The organism is Chitinophaga niastensis (assembly GCF_003014755.1).
GTDB classification, from domain to species: Bacteria; Bacteroidota; Bacteroidia; order Chitinophagales; family Chitinophagaceae; genus Chitinophaga; species Chitinophaga niastensis.
Genome location: NZ_PYAW01000004.1, coordinates 235,820 through 255,381, shown reverse-complemented (window position 1 = coordinate 255,381; position 19,562 = coordinate 235,820). Strand labels below are relative to the sequence as shown.

At 46.0% G+C, this 19,562-nt stretch carries 14 protein-coding genes; 7 read left to right on the top strand and 7 right to left on the bottom strand.

Annotated features, from left to right (window positions below):
• The first annotated feature begins 15 nt into the window (after positions 1-15).
• From CLV51_RS19940 to CLV51_RS19925, 4 genes are all read left to right on the top strand, one after another.
• Positions 16-2,280, top strand: coding sequence for a DUF5682 family protein (locus tag CLV51_RS19940; protein WP_106529842.1), 2,265 nt, complete (start codon positions 16-18; stop codon positions 2,278-2,280).
• Positions 2,270-3,409 (top strand): VWA domain-containing protein, encoded by a 1,140-nt coding sequence (locus CLV51_RS19935; RefSeq protein ID WP_106529841.1) that lies wholly within the window; start codon positions 2,270-2,272, stop codon positions 3,407-3,409. Before CLV51_RS19940 ends, CLV51_RS19935 begins: the two co-directional genes overlap by 11 nt.
• Before the next feature lie 19 nt (positions 3,410-3,428).
• Positions 3,429-6,353, top strand: coding sequence for a DUF4132 domain-containing protein (locus tag CLV51_RS19930; protein WP_106529840.1), 2,925 nt, complete (start codon positions 3,429-3,431; stop codon positions 6,351-6,353).
• A gap of 68 nt (positions 6,354-6,421) precedes the next feature.
• Positions 6,422-8,014 (top strand): beta-N-acetylhexosaminidase, encoded by a 1,593-nt coding sequence (locus tag CLV51_RS19925; RefSeq protein WP_211302063.1) that lies wholly within the window; start codon positions 6,422-6,424, stop codon positions 8,012-8,014.
• A gap of 83 nt (positions 8,015-8,097) precedes the next feature.
• Here CLV51_RS19925 and CLV51_RS19920 read toward each other — a convergent pair whose 3' ends face one another.
• A complete protein-coding gene (locus CLV51_RS19920; protein ID WP_106529839.1) occupies positions 8,098-8,712 on the bottom strand; it encodes a hypothetical protein in 615 nt (204 codons plus the stop codon).
• A 60-nt stretch (positions 8,713-8,772) separates the two neighbouring features.
• The gene (locus tag CLV51_RS19915; RefSeq protein WP_106529838.1) at positions 8,773-8,952 is read right to left on the bottom strand and encodes a hypothetical protein; all 180 of its coding nucleotides are present in this window, start codon (positions 8,950-8,952) and stop codon (positions 8,773-8,775) included.
• Positions 8,953-9,237: 285 nt separating this feature from the next.
• On the opposite strand from CLV51_RS19915, the gene CLV51_RS19910 reads away from it, so the two are divergent.
• Entirely contained in the window at positions 9,238-9,474 is a 237-nt protein-coding gene (locus CLV51_RS19910) for a hypothetical protein (RefSeq protein WP_106529837.1), read from the top strand.
• Positions 9,475-9,737: 263 nt separating this feature from the next.
• Here CLV51_RS19910 and CLV51_RS19905 read toward each other — a convergent pair whose 3' ends face one another.
• Both CLV51_RS19905 and CLV51_RS19900 read right to left on the bottom strand, forming a co-directional pair.
• The gene (locus CLV51_RS19905) at positions 9,738-10,601 is read right to left on the bottom strand and encodes a pirin family protein (protein WP_106529836.1); all 864 of its coding nucleotides are present in this window, start codon (positions 10,599-10,601) and stop codon (positions 9,738-9,740) included.
• 9 nt (positions 10,602-10,610) lie between these two features.
• The gene (locus CLV51_RS19900; protein ID WP_106529835.1) at positions 10,611-11,903 is read right to left on the bottom strand and encodes a hemolysin family protein; all 1,293 of its coding nucleotides are present in this window, start codon (positions 11,901-11,903) and stop codon (positions 10,611-10,613) included.
• A gap of 348 nt (positions 11,904-12,251) precedes the next feature.
• Here CLV51_RS19900 and CLV51_RS19895 point away from each other — a divergent pair, with 348 nt between their 5' ends.
• On the top strand, positions 12,252-13,229 hold the full coding sequence (locus tag CLV51_RS19895) for a sulfite exporter TauE/SafE family protein (RefSeq protein ID WP_106529834.1): 978 nt from the start codon (positions 12,252-12,254) through the stop codon (positions 13,227-13,229).
• A 9-nt stretch (positions 13,230-13,238) separates the two neighbouring features.
• On the opposite strand, the gene CLV51_RS19890 is transcribed toward CLV51_RS19895, so the two are convergent.
• Both CLV51_RS19890 and CLV51_RS19885 read right to left on the bottom strand, forming a co-directional pair.
• Positions 13,239-13,565 (bottom strand): NirD/YgiW/YdeI family stress tolerance protein, encoded by a 327-nt coding sequence (locus CLV51_RS19890; RefSeq protein WP_106529833.1) that lies wholly within the window; start codon positions 13,563-13,565, stop codon positions 13,239-13,241.
• A gap of 355 nt (positions 13,566-13,920) precedes the next feature.
• Positions 13,921-17,025, bottom strand: a complete 3,105-nt coding sequence (locus tag CLV51_RS19885) for a TIM-barrel domain-containing protein (RefSeq protein ID WP_106529832.1) — start codon at positions 17,023-17,025, stop codon at positions 13,921-13,923.
• Between the two features lie 85 nt (positions 17,026-17,110).
• Here CLV51_RS19885 and CLV51_RS19880 point away from each other — a divergent pair, with 85 nt between their 5' ends.
• Positions 17,111-18,322, top strand: a complete 1,212-nt coding sequence (locus CLV51_RS19880; RefSeq protein WP_106529831.1) for a dicarboxylate/amino acid:cation symporter — start codon at positions 17,111-17,113, stop codon at positions 18,320-18,322.
• Here the strand turns inward: CLV51_RS19880 and CLV51_RS19875 are convergent.
• The gene (locus tag CLV51_RS19875; protein ID WP_106529830.1) at positions 18,273-19,451 is read right to left on the bottom strand and encodes a trans-sulfuration enzyme family protein; all 1,179 of its coding nucleotides are present in this window, start codon (positions 19,449-19,451) and stop codon (positions 18,273-18,275) included. The genes CLV51_RS19880 and CLV51_RS19875 overlap by 50 nt on opposite strands.
• Positions 19,452-19,562 lie beyond the last annotated feature (111 nt).

Sequence of the window (19,562 nt, the reverse complement as noted above, 5' to 3'; positions counted from 1 at the left end):
GAATAAGATCTAAACATGTCTGTACATATATTAGGCATCAGGCACCATGGACCTGGTTCTGCAAGGAATGTAAAAGCTTTTCTGGAGGAGCTCCAACCAGATATTGTGCTGGTGGAAGGTCCGCCGGAAGCAGATGCATTGCTGCAATGGGCCGGTCATGAAAACCTGCAGCCACCGGTAGCTATCCTTGCATATCAGCCGGAGAGCCCGCAGAAAGCCTGTTTTTATCCGTTTGCTGCCTTTTCCCCGGAATGGCAGGCCATCCTGTATGCCCGCCGGCAGCGCATCCACGTGCGTTTCATGGACCTCCCCCTGGCGCATGTTTTTGGGATGGAGCATGAGGCAACTGTTGATGAAAACAATCAGCAGCCCCCTGAGAACACGGATAGCGGATCTGCTCCGGTATTCGTTGTTCGCCGTGACCCTATCTCCCACCTGGCAGAAGCCGCAGGGTATGAAGATGGCGAGCGATGGTGGGAACACATGTTTGAATACCGGCAGCAGCAAACACAGATTTTTGAAGCGGTAAATGATGCCATGCAGGCCCTTCGTGAGGAATTACCCCGCAAAGAAGACCACCTGGAACAGCTACGGGAAGCCTGGATGCGCAAGTGCATCCGGCTGGCAGAAAAAGAAATGTTTCAGCGTATTGCGGTGATATGTGGCGCCTGGCATGCCCCCGCACTCAACAACATGCCCAAACAAAAAGAAGACAATGACCTGTTGAAGAGTTTACCCAAAGCCAAAGTGGAATGCACCTGGATACCATGGACGTATAGCCGTTTAAGTTATGAAAGCGGTTATGGGGCCGGCATCCCCTCGCCCGGATGGTATGAGCATATATGGGAGCATCCCGCTGATGACGGTACCCGCTGGATGGCACTGATAGCAAAGCTTTTCAGGGAACAGCAAAAAGATACTTCCGTAGCGCATGTGATGGAAGCTGTGAGATTAGCGAATGCCCTCGCTTCGCTGCGGCATTATTCCAGACCGGGACTGGAAGAATTAAATGAGGCTACGCTCAGCGTATTATGCAACGGAGAAAACATCCTGATGCAGCTTATCCGGGATGAGCTCATTGTGCGCAACCGCATGGGCACTGTTCCAATCGAAGTACCCAAGCCTCCCCTGCAAACGGATATTGAAAAACTGCAAAAGAAGCTCAGAATGCCGCAAACAGCGGACTTCAAAGATTATTTGCTCGACCTCCGTAAAGACACTGATCTGGAAAGAAGTATTTTCCTGCACCGGCTGCAATTGCTGGAGATCCGCTGGGGCCGCCGCCAGGAGGTATCCGGCAAAGGTACCTTCAAGGAACAATGGCGGCTGCAATGGGACCCTTCTTTTTCCATAGATGTGATTGAAAAAGGTAGCTGGGGCAATACGGTAGCAGAAGCCACTGCCAGTTTCGTGATCAGCAGCGCCAATAATACCAGCACGCTGCAGCAGGTATGCAGGATGCTGGAATCTGCTATCCCGGCAGAATTGCCGGCAGTAGTGGAAGTATTGATCCATCGGATCAACAACCTGGCCGCAGCTTCCGGTGATGTATTGCAGCTGATGGAAGTGATCCCGTCGCTAGTAAATATCAGCCGGTACGGCAACGTACGTAAAACGGATGCAGCGCTGGTAAGCGGCATCGCGGAAAGCATGATAGGCCGTATCTGCATCAGTTTACCTGCTGCCTGTACTGCCGTGGCAGATGATGCTGCACTGGCCCTGCTGGAGCTGTTTTATGCGATGAACGATGCCATCAACCTGTTACAGGACCCCGCACTTACCGGGGAATGGCAGGCAACACTGCTGATCATCTCCCGTGCTGCACAATCCGCATCCATGATAGGAGGTTATGCTACCCGCCTGTTGTTTGACGGCAAAATAATTACCGGCGATGCACTGGTAAAAGCTTTCAGTGTAGCCATGTCCGTAGCCAATCCGCCTGCGCAGGCAGCCGCCTGGCTGGAAGGTTTCCTGAAAGGCAGCGGTACCCTCCTGCTGCTGGACGAAGAGCTTTGGAACATGGTACATAACTGGGTATCTCAACTGGAAAATGATTTTTTCATACAGGTATTGCCGTTATTACGCCGCACCTTTTCTAACTTTACCGCGCCGGAACGAAAAAAACTGGGCGATAAAGTAAAATCCGCAGGTGCGGGCAATGGCAAAAAATCCGGTAGCACAACAGTAGGCATCGACGAAAACCGCGCCAGCAAAGGCATTCCGGTAGTGATGCAAATTTTGGGATGGGGAGACTCAAAAATATTAGCAGATGGCGCATGAAGAACAGGTACGCAGATGGCGGCTGATTTTGGGAGGCGAGCAAAATGATGGCACCGCTTATTCGTTAAATAAAACGGATCTGCAGATAGACAAAACACTGGAAGCGTTGTATGACAGCACCAGGCAGGGCGGATTGGGTCCCTCCTCTCCGAACGTAAGCCGGTGGCTGGGCGACATCCGTAACTACTTCCCTACGTCTGTAGTGCAGGTAATGCAGCAGGATGCACTGAAGCGCCTCAACCTCACCCAGATGCTCCTTGAAAAAGAGATGCTGGAAAATGTAGCCGCAGATGTACACCTGGTAGCCACCCTGATGACACTGAGTAAGGTTATACCTGAAAAAACCAAAGACACTGCCCGACAAGTGGTGAAAAAGGTAGTGGATGAACTCATTGGGAAACTGTCGCAGCCCACACAACAGGCTATCACAGGCAGTTTGAACCGGAGTGTTCGCAACCGGCGGCCACGGCACAACGAAATCAACTGGCACCTGACCATTCAAAAAAATCTGCAACATTACCAGCCGGCTTACAAAACCATTATCCCGGAAACGCTGATTGGCTATGGCCGCAAGCGGTCGGCCCTCAAAGATGTGGTGTTATGCCTTGATCAGAGCGGCTCTATGGGTACCTCTGTAGTATATTCCGGTATCTTTGGCGCCGTAATGGCTGCTATCCCGGCTGTTAAAACACAAATGGTTGTTTTTGATACCGTGGTGGCAGACCTTACAGAAGAGCTGCAGGACCCGGTAGAACTGTTGTTTGGCGTACAACTGGGTGGTGGTACTGATATTAACGCCGCCTTGAAATACTGCGGACAAATTATTACCAGGCCAACAGACACCGTGCTGGTGCTGATTACTGACCTGTTTGAAGGCGGTGATGAACAAAACATGCGCAAACGCTTCACAGATCTGGCCGCAGCAGGTGTACAGGTAATTGTACTGCTGGCGCTGAATGATGAAGGCGCACCAGGCTATGATCATGAAAATGCGCAGTTCCTCGCCAATCTTGGAATACCGGTATTTGCATGTACACCGGACAAATTCCCGGACATGATGGCCATGGCATTGAGCAAACAGGATGTTGCCCAATGGGCCGCAAAAGAAGATATTGTGCTGAAAAAATAACTGAATCTATTTATACCTTATGCCATACACGAAGGAAGCTATACTACCTATTGTTGAAGAACTGAAACAACTGAATGACTATGAAGATATCGCAGCGATTATACAGTCCGGGGTAGATTTCCTTACTGGGCAAACCTTTACTGCGCCTGTATTTACCGATACGCATGATGCAAAACAAATGTGTTTTTTTATTTCCCGGCTTCAATTACCGGATCATTGGGATGAAAACGACCGGCTGATATTACAGCTCATTTCACCACCTGTTACCTGGGAGGCATGTAGAGAAACTTTTCTTCACACGATTGTACCGATGATGGATACGCCAGGTACTTCCTCCTCCATAGTGCTGCGGTTCAGCTATTTCACCAGCTTCCTGCAGCAACGGGGATGCACACCAGAAGAAATAGGCTCTATGCTGATCAGCTATTCCGGCGATGGCAACAATTTTGACCTGGCACCTTTGAAATTCACGCCACTGCGCAAGTTTTTGCAGGACCTGATCAAAAGTGCCGAATGGCATGTAATTGACGCATACATACAAACCTGGAACAAAAAAGGCTGGAACTCCCTGTTCTTCCGCCTCCTGTCCAAAGGACACCCGGAGCGGGAAATGGAATACCTCGAAAACATCCTGGCAAAATCGGGTTATTACAAAGATCACTATGAGCTCTCCAGGATATTACTGCAAAATAATCTGAGCAAGTATGAACCTGTTATTGAAAAAACTGCCGGCTGGTTTGTCAACCTACCCGATTATACAGGCGCGCTCACAAACTATCAGCTCCTGGCTGATCATCTCCCGGAAAAATATAACCAACAAGTGGTGAAAGCTGCTTACAATTACCTGGATATGCCTAACACCGGCATTCCTAACCAGGATTTACGGCTGTTTGAAGTACCAGGAGATAGCAGCTCGTGGGCACCACCCGCCGTGATGGCCATCCGGTTATTATTACAACTGGATAAATTTCCGGCAATCAATTATCTGGATAACTACCTGGTGGAGAAACGCTATGTTCATCCTGATGTATTTCAGTTACTCACAGATCAGCTGCAGGACAGGGCTGTTCCCCTGTTGCTACGTGCCCTGGAAAACGATTATGATGCAAAAATACTGCTGCCTGTACTTACACAGTTAAACACGGCACTATACATAGATCAGCTTTGGCCATATACATTACACAAATTAAAATCAGTTCGTACACTCGTTGCCGTTATACTGGCAGAACACCCGATGGCACTGGAGAAAGCAGGAGAATTACTGCTGCATAAAAAAGCTGATCAACGTTTAACTGCGGTACAGATTTTATGCAGGCTCAATACCATTGATGCCAAAAAACTCCTGCAACAGGCGCTGCACAAAGAAACCAACGATGATGCCCGCGATCTGATGCTGGAAACACTGGGAGATACCATCACGGATACCGATGATGCAGCCACTGTAGCTCAGCTGGTATCCTTTGCGAAGAAAAGAGGTAAGTTATCCAGGCCACTGGAAACATGGCTGGATGACACTACACTACCACCACTCTATTTGCTGAACGGTACGGCTATGACAACAGATATGATGCGTTTTCTGTTGTATCGCATGTCGCGCATAAAAGAAATCCGTTCTGATGTAGAAGCCCGTCCCCTGCTGCGTTTGATCGACAAATCCCGCAGTGGTGATTTTGCTGCTCATCTCTTTAAAATATATACTGATAAAGGTGGAGATGCAAAATATAAATACCTGATGGCATTGGCGGCGCTGGTGGGAGATGATGTACTGGCAGATAAACTGCATATCGCCATCAACCACTGGATAGATGACAAACGCCTGAAAATGGCGGAGCATGGCGTGGGTGCACTGGCCATCCATGGCAGTGATAATGCTTTGCGTGCAGTGGAGTTCCTGTCGCGCAAATACCGCATCCGCAAATCCAACGTAGGTGCGGCAGCGTTAGTAGCATTACAACATGCCGCAGCTGAAATAGGCATTGGCATTCATGAGCTGGGAGACCGCATCGTACCTGACTTTGGCTTTACAGGGCTGTTTAAATATTTTGAAGTAAAAGGAGAAGTATACGGTGCATTTATTGACAGCAACTTCAAACCAGCCTACTTCAACGAAAATAACCGCAAGTTAAAATCCATACCTGCAGCCACTTCCAGCGATATAAAAGAATCATTTAAAACTATCACCAAAGAAGTGGCCGAGGTAGTAAAGTCACAATCACCGCGACTCGAACATTTCCTGGTAACACAAAGAGCATGGAGTGCCGCACAATGGCAAGGCTTCTTCCTTCACAACCCGGTTATGTTCGTTTATGCCACCCGTTTATTGTGGGGTATCTACGATGAACAAGGGCAGCTGACCGGCTGTTTCCATTGCCAGGAAGATACTACGCTGGTGAATGTGGAAGGCGAAAAAATTACGATTCCGGAAAATGCCCATGTGCGCATATTGCATCCCCTCTACCTGGATGCCGGCACGCTGCAGCAATGGAAACAAAAATTTGTTGATCTGGCCATCATCCCGGTCTTCCCACAACTGGAAAGACTGGTAGCTGCATTGTCTCCCCTGCATAGCCATGCCACACTGGTACATGATTTCGAGGATATCTCCCTGGAAAGCGATGTATTGAACAAGCACATGGAACTAAAAGGCTGGAAGCTCAGCGAAGGCAGTGATAGCAAATATGTATACGCCTATCACAAAACTGATGATGAGCATCAGCTGGAAGTGATTATAGAGGTAAGCGTTATTTATAAAGATGATGCTTTCTGTTATAAGCTTGGAAAGCTTTATTTTATTGATAAAACAAAAACGCAGCAACAGTGGGTCAGAAGTACCGATAAAGATGCAGCCAACTATTTGCTGCCACTGCAAAGCGTTCCGCCCGTATTTTATTCAGAGGCGATGACGGATATTGCCATTTCACGGGACAAGGTGGTGTTGGTGTAGCATTATTAATCACGGGATTTTATTTGTACTTTATCGCACTTATCTGAGTGAACAAGTAAAATCTTATTATGCTAAAACCACATTCTTTGCTGGCAGTGGCTTTCATGCTCCTGTTATCAGTAACAACCACCCGGCTGCTGGCAGTCAGTATTATTCCGCAACCATCGGAAGTAAAAACATTATCCGGCACCTTTAGTTTATCCGGCGCTACTGCCATCATACCTGGCAAAAGCGCCGGAGAGGCTAACCTCCTGCAACAGGCGTTACAGGAAACTTACGGTCTGGCACTCTCCCTCAAACCTGCTGCCCCAAACAATTATATCCGTTTAACACTGGACGGGAAACTGAAAAAAGACCTGGGCGAAGAGGGTTACCTGCTACAGGTAAATCCTGGTAACATCATCATTACGGCGGCTACCAATACGGGTATTTTTTACGGGATACAATCCCTGCGCCAGCTGGTAACAGCTAACGGCAGTGACTATACGATTGGTGCTATTTCCGTGAAAGACAAGCCCCGCTTTGGCTGGAGAGCTTTTATGCTGGATGAGGGCCGCTATTTCAAAGGCAAAGAAACAGTAAAACACCTGCTGGATGAAATGGCATTGCTGAAGATGAACGTTTTTCACTGGCACCTTACAGATGACCAGGGCTGGCGCATTGAAATCAAAAAATATCCGTTGTTGACACAGGTGGGCAGCAAACGTGACTCTACCCAATCCGGCACCTGGAACAGCAAGGTTTATGATGGAAAACCACATGAAGGCTTTTACACCCAGGAACAAATTAAAGAAATTATCAATTACGCTGCAGCCAGACATATCACCATCATTCCGGAAATAGAAATGCCAAGGCATTCCAGCGCCGCCATTGCCGCCTATCCCTGGTTAGGCACCAAACATGAGCAAATCAGGGTACCGGTCAATTTTGGGGTGCATTACGACGTTTTTAACGTAACCAATCCTAAAGTGATCAGCTTTTTACAGGACGTATTGCAGGAAGTAATTGCCCTGTTCCCCTCCAAAGTGATTCACATTGGCGGAGACGAGGTAAAATACGACCAATGGAAAGCAGATGCCGGCGTAAATGCCTACATGAAAGCACATCACCTGGCTTCCCCGGCGGATCTGCAGATTGCTTTTACCAACGACATCTCTCATTATCTGTCGGGTAAAAACCGTCGCATGGCGGGATGGAATGAAATCATGGGCAGCAAACTGCATGATTTTACAGATGCAAAGGATGTATCTGCCACAGAAAAACTGGCTGCAGGTACCATTGTTCAATTCTGGAAAGGTGAGCTGAATCTTATTACTGATGCGGTTTCCAAAGGGTACGATGTGATCAATTCCTATCATGCTGCTACCTACCTCGATTATGATTACAATGCTATATCGTTGGAAAAGGCGTATAGCTTTGACCCTATCCCAGCGGGACTGGACCCTAAGTACCATGCTAAAATCCTGGGTAGTGGCTGCCAGATGTGGGGAGAATGGATTCCTGACGTAAAAGCCATGAACCACCAGGTATTTCCACGTTTAGCAGCTTATGCGGAAGATGGCTGGACATTGCCTGCCAACAAGAACTTTGAGCAGTTTAAACAGGCGTTGCAATATTTCTATGCGCACTGGGACAAAGAAGGTATTCAGTATAATAAATAGTTATTGCTTTTTAGCATTAAAAACAAAACAGCATATCTCCGGTAGAGATATGCTGTTTTGTTTTTAATCTGTTGTAAATATCTTTATTTAATCTGTACCAGCTCAAAGCCACCGTCATTCTTTTGCAAGCCATACCGGACGATCATCCTGGTATCTGCCGTCAATGCATCCGGGGCGCCTTCGCGATATACCGGGAAGGTGCGTACCAGGTTTTCATTTTTTATATAAAAAGAGTCATGTCCCCTGTATGCCGGTAGTTCCAATGTGTCCACTGCATTGGTGCTGATACGAAGAATTTTATCTCCGCTGAAATCGTAGGCATATATATTTCCGTATCTGCCGGTACCTTCTGATAACATATAACAATAAAGTTCTGGCTTTCCATTTCTATCAAGATCTCCCACCATGACAGCTTCCAGCTGGCCTTTTATATCCCGTTCAATGATGGTGTCTGCCCTGGTAGAATCTTTCTTGTTGCCAATAGCGATCAAGAGATTGCGCATGCTGGCGTCTCCACGGGCAATGGCTGTAATATGCAGGTCCCCGAAAGTGGTATCACGCTGAACGCTGTGTTGCGTAGTATCCGGCTTAATGGGCGCCTTTGTACTATCTGTTGCATCTTTTTTGGGTGCTAAATTACAGGAGGCAATTACAGCAGCTGTAATAAATCCTGTGACGATATAGTTTCTACAATGCATGCTATTGATTTTATTATTTTTAAAAAGGCTTCAGGGTGATTATGCCCTGAAGCCTACTGACTATTTCTTTTTGTGTTTGTCAGCCTTCGTATCTTTGTGATTATGGGTACTATCCCGCCCCTTGTCATCCTGTTCTTCATTTTTCCTGCTATCCAGGTTATCCCTGATTTCAGGTTTCGGCATGTTAGACAACGGTTGCTGTTTACTTTGGCGCGTGTTTTCACTTCTTGTACCTTTCATAAGATAATCTTTTGGTGAACAATACCTAATGCGCCACAAAAGCAGTGCCTCAATCCCTTCCCCATTCCGCAAGACACTGCACAGCTTGCACGTCTCCCGGCTTCCACTCATTGACGGACAAAATCCACAATCTATGTACATCAGCCTCTGCACCTCCCACCAGAGAAACAAGCACGTAACTAAAATATGCTCAATCTATTATAACGTACGCTGCTATGCTATCCTGAAGTACGCACGATATGTGCAATACAGCTATTACATATTACACCATTAAAACTTTACTTTATGAAAAACCTTCCTGCTACAATTGGCATTCTACTTATACTAACCATCCTATTCTTATTCAGGAGCAGGCCTGATAACCAGTTAAAAGCCGCAGTGCTTAACAATAATGAAGCAGTGCAAATTGACACAATACCACATAAAATGCTGGATACTGTTTCGCCGGTAAAACATGGCAAGAAAAAAGACTGGAAAAAGAAAGATAAAGATTCAACGTGGAAAAAAGATTCCATGCGATAAAATTTCTGAACTGTGATTCATATGATTAGTTTGATTATCCTGATGAGCGAAGATTTTAGGGGGTGTTGTCTGAACCAGGATTTTTAGGATTCAATGGATTACCCTGATGGGTGCCGAAGATCTAAGCATAGGTATTCGCATATATCTTCTAAATTAAATAACATAACGCCCATCAGGGTAATCCATTGAATCCTAAAAATCCTGGTTCAGACAACACCCCCTAAAATCTTCGCTCATCAGGATAATCAGACTAATCATATGAATCACAGTTCCAGACTGCCAAACAGCCCGTTCTTGTAATCGGCTATGGCCTGATCAGTTTCTGCTGCTGTATTCATTACAAAATTATCTTTTGCAGCAACGGGTTCATTAATGGGTTCGGCGCAAAGATAAAGCAGGCGTGTATTTTCGAGGGCAGTAATATGTACTGCGTCCTGATCATCTTCTTTATCAAAAACTACCAAATGATAACCTGTTACTTCGGTATCATTGACTTTTACTTTGCCATCCACCACATATAGTAAGGTCCAGTAGCCACGTGTAGCCGATAACGTTACTTCTTTGCCTGCATCTACGCTGCCCCAGATCGCTGTAATGGGAGTGAAATTTTTTAAGGGTCCTTTTTTGTTTTCATAATCGCCACTGACAAGGGTTAGGTGTACCCCATCTGCAATAGCCACTACCGGCATATCGGCCCCTTTAATGTATTGATAGTACGGATCTTCCCATTTATGTGCGGCGGGGACATTGAACCACAGCTGTAACAACTCGTAGTTGCCGCCTTTTTCCAGGAATTCAGCGGAAGGCCCCTCGCTGTGCAGGATCCCTTTTCCTGCAAACATCCATTGCACATCGCCATCGGAAACAGTCATGGCATTACCGGCGTTATCGCGGTGGAATCCTTGTCCCTGTAACATAAACGTAACCGGTGCAAAGCCTCTGTGCGGGTGCGGATGCAGCCTGTCTTCCGGAGAGCCGGGTGCAAAATACTTAGGGGGCATGTGATGCACCACTATAAAAGGATTGGCGAAACGGAATTGCATGGTGGGCAAGGACTGCCGCACTACTTCTGTATCGGTGATGTGCTTTTCCCTTCCTTCGAGCACATGCAGGATTTTCTTCTCCATAAAAATATTTTATCGGATCAGCTTCAGTCTTGCTTTTTCAACTGAACTACGGAACATTTTCAGGATAAGCACTTCATAATTTTCAATGATCAGTACTTCACCTTCCCGGGGAATATTCCCGTGTCTGTAGTTTATTAAACCCGAAAGTGTTTCGTAATGTTCACTTTCAGGTAGCGGGTAAGGTAATAATTCGTTGATATCTGCCAGGTATTCGTGGGCATCTACCAGGAAAGTATTATCATCTTTTTGTTCTACGATGGGCGACTCATGGTCGTGCTCATCCTGTATATCTCCTACCAGTTCCTCCAGGATATCTTCCATGGTCACAATACCTTCTGTATCCCCGAATTCGTTGGTCACCACTGCCATTTGCAGGCGCTGGGCCTGTAAAGTACGCAGCAGGTCTTTAATTTTCATGCTATCGGGCACATAAAATACCGGCTTCAGGATATCCTTGATATTAGTCAGATTTTTTTCATGGACTCCTTTTACGAGGTCTTTGGTATAGATCACTCCTTTCAGTTCATCCAGCGAGCCGCTATACACGGGGTATCTGGAGTAACCATCCGTGATCACCTGATTTACCAGCTGATCAAAAGGCAGGTTGATATCAAGTGCAGAAATATCTTTACGATGGGTGAGGATTTCTTTTACACGGCTATCGTCAAATTCAAACACATTCTGGATCAGTTCACGCTCTGTTTCCTCAATAGCGCCACCTTCCTGGCTTTCGGAGATGATGAGCTTCAGCTCTTCTTCCGAGTGTATTTCCGATTCGCCGGCAGGCTTAATGCCTATCAGGCGCAGGATACTTCCGGCCAAACCGTTGAGCATCCAGATAAAAGGGCGGAAAATAACGAATAATACCCGTAGCGGAATGGCTACTGCCAGCGCCGTGGGCAAAGGTTTGCGGATAGCCATTGACTTGGGCGCCAGTTCTCCGAAAACAATATGCAGTATGGTAATGATCGTAAATGCAATAGTGACAGAGAGCCAGTGGGTAGCGGCATCTGTTATATGAATATTTAATCTATCCATAAACTGCAACACGTAGGCTGTCATCACTGATTCGCCCACCCAGCCTAAGCCCAGAGAGGCCAGGGTAATACCCAATTGTGTTGCAGCCAGGTAGCCATCGAGGTTACTCAAAACGCTTTTAGCCGCTGTGGTAGCCCTTTTACTGGCTACACTGCCTTTGCTGTTGATCTGAGAAGAACGTACTTTAACAATGGCAAATTCTGCCGCAACAAAAAATCCGTTTAATAATACTAAAATAATTGTCCAGAAAAGTTGCCAAAGCATGTAGTTGTTAAATTGGTTCGCAATGCCAAATATAGGTAAATCAATTTTGATACGTTGTTTCTATTTTAAGAAATAGGGGATTGTCTTACCCAGGATTAAGCTGATTATACTGATTACCCTGATTTTTTCATACTGATTATAAAAAGATTATCGAAGATCAAAGCGAATGATACCCGCTCCGATCTTCGATAATCTTTTTAATCTTTCAAAATTCAAAAAAAAATCAGGGTAATCAGTATAATCAGCTTAATCCTGAGTAAGACAATCCATATTTTTTTCTTACTAGTCTACTTATTTCATAGAGTTTATGTATTTTGTGGTAAATTAAGGCCCGGCATAACATACGCAATGGAGAAAGTAATTACCGCAACAGCAACTACATCAGGGGATAACACAGTGGCTGTGCCACATACTACAAGTACAAACAGCACTGTTGTTGCTATTGAAGATACCGTCGTAAAAAAGCGATGGAGATATTGGCTGGCAGGCATTCTGCTGTTATCTGCAGTTATTACGGCCTTATGGTGGCAGTTGCCCGCGTTTCGTAATTATGTGGAAGATGTTCCCTCCACCTTTTATTATTTCCTCATTGCTGGGTTCATTTTTGCGATGATCGACGGTGCCATTGGCATGTCATATGGCATCACTTCCACCACCTTTTCGCTGTCTATGGGCATACCGCCGGCATCGGCCAGCACAGCAGTACATATCTCAGAAATTCTCAGCTGTGGTATTGCGGGCTGGATGCACCAGCGCATGGGGAATGTCAATAAAAAGCTTTTCAAATTGCTGATCCTGCCCGGTATTGCAGGTGCGGTGATTGGCGCCTACCTGTTGTCATCTCTGGAACATTACGCGCAGTATACCAAACCACTGGTATCCCTGTATACACTGATCCTGGGTACGGTGATCCTATTGCGAGCCATAAGGGCACACCGAAAGAAACATCCGGCCAAAAAAATAAAAAGAATTGGCCTCCTGGGCTTTGGTGGCGGCTTTATAGATGCCATTGGCGGCGGTGGCTGGGGCTCTATCGTATTATCATCTCTTATTGCCGGCGGCAGGCATCCCCGTTTCTCCCTGGGTACGGTAAAGGCTACCCGCTTTTTTATTGCCATGCTCAGCTCCCTCACTTTTGTAACGGTGCTATATCATGTGCACTGGGACGCTGTACTGGGACTGGTTGTTGGCAGTGCTATCGCTTCTCCCATAGCGGCTAAAGTATCCAATAAAATATCTGCTAAAACAATTATGATAGCGGTGGCAGTGATTGTAATTATTGTAAGTATGAAGAGTATCTATACTTTCGTTTCGCATATATTATAATCATCTCCCTTAATCATTGATCACCGGGCGATTTACCTTCAGGGTAATAGGCTTGTTGATTTCATACTCCACACATGCCTTTATCACCACTGCATCTTTATCGTTGAAAGGTTTGTGCGGAAGGTGCCTGGTATCAATATTTACCTCTATTTCAGCGGTTCTATCCTCAAAAACATAGGTGCTACCCCGTAGCTTCTTCGTGATATATCCGGTAATTTGTACGGTAGTGCTGTCATTGTGCAGTTGCCGGGCATTTCTCATCACCTCTCCTATCGTGTAGTCACGTTGCTGGAAGGCAATGAAGGGAAGCAACAAACAGAGCAACAAGCTTTTCATGATGGTTTTATTGGTTTGCTACTTTGTAAAACAATCGCAGGGTAAAATTGTTTAGAACTGTGATTTTTGTGATTAATATGATTATCCTGATGAGCGATTTTTTTGTCTGAACCAGGATTTTTAGGATTGAATGGATTACCTTGATGGATGCCGAAGATCTTAGCGAAGATAATCGCGTAAATCTCTCAAATAAAAACAACATAACACCCATCAGGGTAATCCATTCAATCCTAAAAATCCTGGTTCAGACAATATCCGCTGAGATCTTCGCTCATCAGGATAATCATATTAATCACAAAAATCACAGTTCAGACAAAAAAATCTTCGCTCATCAGGATAATCTTAATCACAAAAATCACAGTTTTATAATTATCTGTTGTCCCTTTCTTATATCTGCTACACCTGCATCAATAAACACACAACCTTTTTTATAAGCAGGGTCATATGTCCAGTGTGGCAGCGGCTTACCATTCAGGGTAACGGATTGCGGCTTTTGTGTACAGTATACTTCCAGCTTAATGCTGCGGGAAGGCAGCTGGCCTTTATAGGATCCTATAGCAGCACCTATTTGTACGGTAATGTTGTTAGCTGCCGTTTTGGAACTGATATTCGTATAGGCAAAAGCGTTATCCTTTTTATATGCCAGTGTAGCACCATCATCTTCATATAATTTGAAATGTCCATCAGTCCCCGGATAAATTTCTAATGTAAGGGTGTCTTTTGGTTTCTGGGCATCGTACAGCATAGCCGGATACTTAGGGATAATAGCGCCCTCCTTCACAAACAACGGCAACTTTTCCAGCGGAGCGGCGAAGTTATTCAACCACTGATTGCCCGTATAGGCGGTACCGTTATCATAGTCCATCCACTTACCGGCAGGCAAATAGATGCTGTCGCGTTTTTCTTCATCCTTGTAAACAGGTGCTACCAGCAGGTATTCGCCACTCAGGAACTGGTATTGGGTAGATTGCCCCCAGGTGGTGGTATCATTTGGATATTCCAGTACCATAGCGCGACAAACAGGCGTACCATTTTCATACGCTTCGCGGCAATAGGAATACATGTACGGGGTGAGGCGCATCTTCAACTGCATATATTTGCGGTTGATGGAAGTGTAGGGTTCTCCCTGCGCCCATGGCTGCTTACCCGTTTTTGCCCATCCACTGATAGACATAAATACCGGTGTAAAGCACTTCCACTGCATATCACGCACATATGTTTTTGCACTGCCTCTAAAAATACCATCCACATCACCGGTGGCATAGTTGAAACCAGATAAACCACTGCCAATAACAGATGGGATATGGAAACGGATATATTCCCAATTACCGCTCTGATCGCCGCTCCAGATGGTGGAGTAACGTTGTGTGCCTGCCCAGCCGGCTACACACCAGATAAAACCACGGGCATCTGCGTTTTGCTCAATGCCATTATAGGCAGCACGACTTCCGTCCAGGCCCCATTTGTAGCCAGGGCCTACCCAGGCTACATCCAGTTTCATGCAGCGCGTACCAAACTGACTCACTTCTTCTTTAATTTTCTGCACACCGTTTTCTGTCCATAAGCCGGTGTAGAAGCCCAGCTGATGCAGGCGCGTAACCACGGTATCCAATCCCTGATAACCGCAGCCATAGCCATCATTAGGCAGTATCCAGCCACCAGGCATATTTTCTTCGCGGTATTTTTCTGCTATTTTTTTGATGACATCACCGGTAACACCTTTTTTGTTGTAACAATCGGCATCGCCAAATTCAAGGCCCCAGCGCGGCACCATAAACGGACGGCCTGTTACATGTGTATACTGCTCCAGCACTGATTTAATAGAAGGACCATAGAAATAATAAGCATCGTATTCGTATCCTTCATGTTGCAGCAACACTGTGTCTTTGAAGCCATAGGTACCTTTGTTGAACGTATTTCTGAAGATGCCATAACCTGCAGTGCTCACAAAAAACGGAGCCGGGTTAGAAGTCGTATTGGTACCCCAGTTACCGAAGTTATTGCGGATATTTACGATGCTGTCGCGGTGCGAGAAGTTGCCATTTTGCATACCACCGCCATAGAAATAATCTTTATCCCCCCGGTGAAGCGCTTCTGTGGCCTGTTCACCTAAGCTGATCGGTTCTGTTTCTTCCATCACCTTTTTGCCGGTCTTATCGTACATGGCTATACGAAAAGGGGCTTTATTGATGTGTAGTGTTACTTTATCTGTGGTTACTTCGTAATAAGTATTTTTATCTTTCAGCTGATATTTTACCGGTTGGTCGCCGTTCCATACTACAATACCATTTTTCATGGCATCTTCAAACTTACCATCGGCGCTTACCTGAACGCGATAAATATCGGAGGCTACCCACTGTAGTTGCACAAAAGCGTTGCCCAGTGCGAATTGCAACTTACCCGGCACTTGTGTTACTTTTTTGATATTGGTGAGTGGTACTTTTTTGAGCAGCAGATGCGTGGCAAAAGTATTGTTAGCTGTGTTCTCATCTCCTTTCAATATGGCCTTTACATCCAGTGGCCAGATGCCTTTGCTTTCGAGGTTGGCTGTTTCCAGCAACACATCACGGATGGCGTAAGGTGGTAGTGGATTGGCATTGAAAGGAACGGTAATAGTTTTGGCGGGGGCACCATAACCCAGTGTGTACTGCAACTGCACGGCTTCCGTTACTGGTTGTGTACCCAGGTTGGTAACACGGATGGTAACCGGTTCTTTTGTGGAGAATTTATCTTTTCCGTTGAGCGGTGCTACCACATTGGTGATGGCGATATCCAGCGGATATACTTTTTCGTAGGTAGCGAGGAATATTTTCCCGTGCAGGGTACCTTTGTGGTCTGTTACCACGCTGCCGCTGCCTTCATCAAAAGTGTAGTAATGTAAGAGATGAGCATATTCCGGGTCTTTATCGTTCACCCCTTTAAAAGCAAGACGGGCAATCGTTTCCGGCGACAACATCTTATCCCACATACGCATTTCATCTACGGTAGCGTTAAGTGTACCAAAACCATCTGCATCCAGCCCTATTTGAGTGAGGGGCAGGGAAATACTTTTGTCGATGCGCTGGATAAATTTACCATCGATGTACAGGGACGTATGGGCGCTATCCGCTACCAGTGCCAGGTGCGTGAGTTTTCCTACCGGCAGCTCATAATCAAATAACACATCAAATTTGCCTTTTTTACTAAGCCCAATTTTGTTGGTGTTATTGTATTGCTCCAGGCGTATGCCGCTTTCATAATCATCGCCAGTGAGCAGCGAAGAGTAGGTAGACACTTTATTACGACTTACCAGGCACTCCACGGTGTAGGGAGGTGGCAGGTCTTTTCCGTCCAGTTCCACAAAGTTGCTGGCGCCGTTAAAGCGCAGCCGGTATTGTGCTTCTGCCGAAAAGGTAGCAGTGGTCAACAGGACAACCAACATGGTTCCCATCGCCATAAAATGCAGCGAAATCTTTCTCATTGTTCACATTTAAATATCGTAGCGCTAAAATTACTGATCAGAATTGATAATTCCGGTATAAATTGTAATAGTATAAATTTCATATATGGGATTCCTTAAGACATATAGTAGCATGTTCTGGCTACTGGCGGGCATTATAGCAGGCAGCATTGCCGGATTGATATTTGGTGAAAAAGTGGCCTTGATTAAGCCGATTGGTGATATTTTCCTGAACCTGTTATTTACAGCGGTGATTCCGCTGGTATTTTTTGCTATTGCAACGGCGATCGCGCATATTGATGCTTCTCATAAGCTGGGACGCATATTGGGTATTATGTCGCTGATTTTCCTGAGTACCATCCTCATCTCGGCTTTTCTGACGATTGTAGCGGTATGGATCTTCCCTATTCATCAGCAGGTAATTTTATCTGAAGCAGCGCATATAGATAAGCCGGGCAGCTTCGGAGATCAAATTACGCGGTTGCTGACGGTGAGCGAATTTTATGAGTTATTGTCGCGCAAAAACATGTTGCCCTTTATTATCTTTTCTGTGCTCACAGGATTTGCTGCCATGCGTGCAGGTGAGCGGGGTGCGGCTTTCCGGCGTTTTTTATTTTCGGGCAATGAAGTCATGAAAGACCTGCTGATTGTGATCATGAAACTGGGGCCTATAGGTTTGGGTGCTTACTTTGCTTACCAGGTGGGCACGGTAGGGCCTCAGCTGTTTGGCACCTATGCACATTCGCTGGGTATTTATTATGGATTTGGTATATTTTATTTCATCTTCGGATTCAGTTTTTATGCTTTTGTTGCCGGTGGTGTTAACGGTATAAAAACGTACTGGAAAAATAATATTATTCCCACGCTTACCGCTGTGGGTACGGGTAGCAGCATTGCCACCATTCCTGCCAACCTTGAAGCTGCGCAGCGCATGGGTGTGCCGCAGGACATTGGCAGTGTGGTAGTACCATTGGGTGCTACCCTGCATAAAGATGGGTCCAGCATTTCCTCCATCATAAAAATGGCGGTGGTATTTGCCATGTTTGGTAAAGGTTTTAACAGTGTGGATACCATTCTAATGGCTATGGGCGTTACCGTTATAGTGAGTATTGTAGAAGGCGGTATTCCCAATGGTGGCTACATTGGTGAACTGCTGGTGATGAGCATATATGGATTCCCGGTAGCGGCGCTCCCGGCGCTAATGATTATTGGCACCCTCGTAGATCCGTTGGCTACCATACTCAATGCGACGGGAGACACGGTAGCGGCTATGCTGACAACACGTTTTCTGCGTGGGCGGGCACCGGCAGCTTCGTAAAAGCCTGTTCCAGATCGGCCAGCAGATCGTTTGTTTCTTCCAGGCCAACAGACAGGCGGATGAGACTATCGCTTACACCTGCTGCCCTTCTTTTTTCTGCGGGGATAGATTTATGTGTCATAGCAGCCGGATGGCAGAGTAAACTTTTGATACCACCGAGGCTTTCGGCCAGTTTAAAATAATTGGTAGACGTTACAAATGCAGTAGCTGCTTCAGCAGTATCCTCTTTTAAAGTGAAAGAGATGATGCCACCAAATCCTTTGCTCTGCTGCTTTGCCAGCTCATGACCTGGATGTGAAGGCAAGCCGGGATAAAATACTTTTCCAACGGCCGGATGTTTTTCCAGGTATTCTGCCAGTGCCTGTGCATTGATGCCGTGTTGTTTTACACGCAGATGCAATGTTTCAATACCACGAATGAGCAGGAAACTATCGAACGGTGAAAGGATAGCACCGCAGGCATTTTGATAGAACTTTATTTCTTCTCCGAGTTGTGCTGTTTTAGCAATCACCACACCTGCAATGAGGTCGCTGTGCCCGCCGAGATACTTGGTAGCGCTGTGTATCACCAGATCCGCACCCAGTTCCAACGGTTTTTGCAGTACAGGTGATGCGAAGGTATTATCTACACAAAATAAACAGTTGTGCGCTTTTGCGATGCGGCCAATGGCAGCAATATCAGAGATCTTCAGTGTAGGATTGGTGGGCGTTTCCAGCCATATCAAACGGGTAGCCGGCGTGATGGCATTAAATACTGCCTGTAAATCGGAGGTATCTACATAGGTAACTTTGATACCAAATTTCTCGTATACTTTGTTGAACAGGCGAAATGCGCCGCCGTAGATATCATCTACCGCTACTATTTCATCGCCGGACTTCAATAATTTTATCACCGCATCAATGGCTGCGAGGCCGCTGGAGAAGGCAGATGCGGTGGCACCGCCTTCCAGTTGTGCAATAATTTTCTCTACTGCTGCACGGGTAGGATTGTTGGACCGTGCATAATCATATCCTTTATTTACACCCGGCGCTTCCTGTACAAAAGTGGATGTTTGATAGATAGGAACCGCGATAGCGCCTGTTTGCGGGTCTACGGGAATAGAATGGATCAGTTCAGTGATAGTGCTCATCTTGTTTGTTTTTAGTTTGATGAAAAGTGATAATTGGAGCCTATCAGAAAGGGGGATTGTCTTGCTCAGGATTAGGCTGATTATGCTGATTACCCTGATTTTATTTTTTTG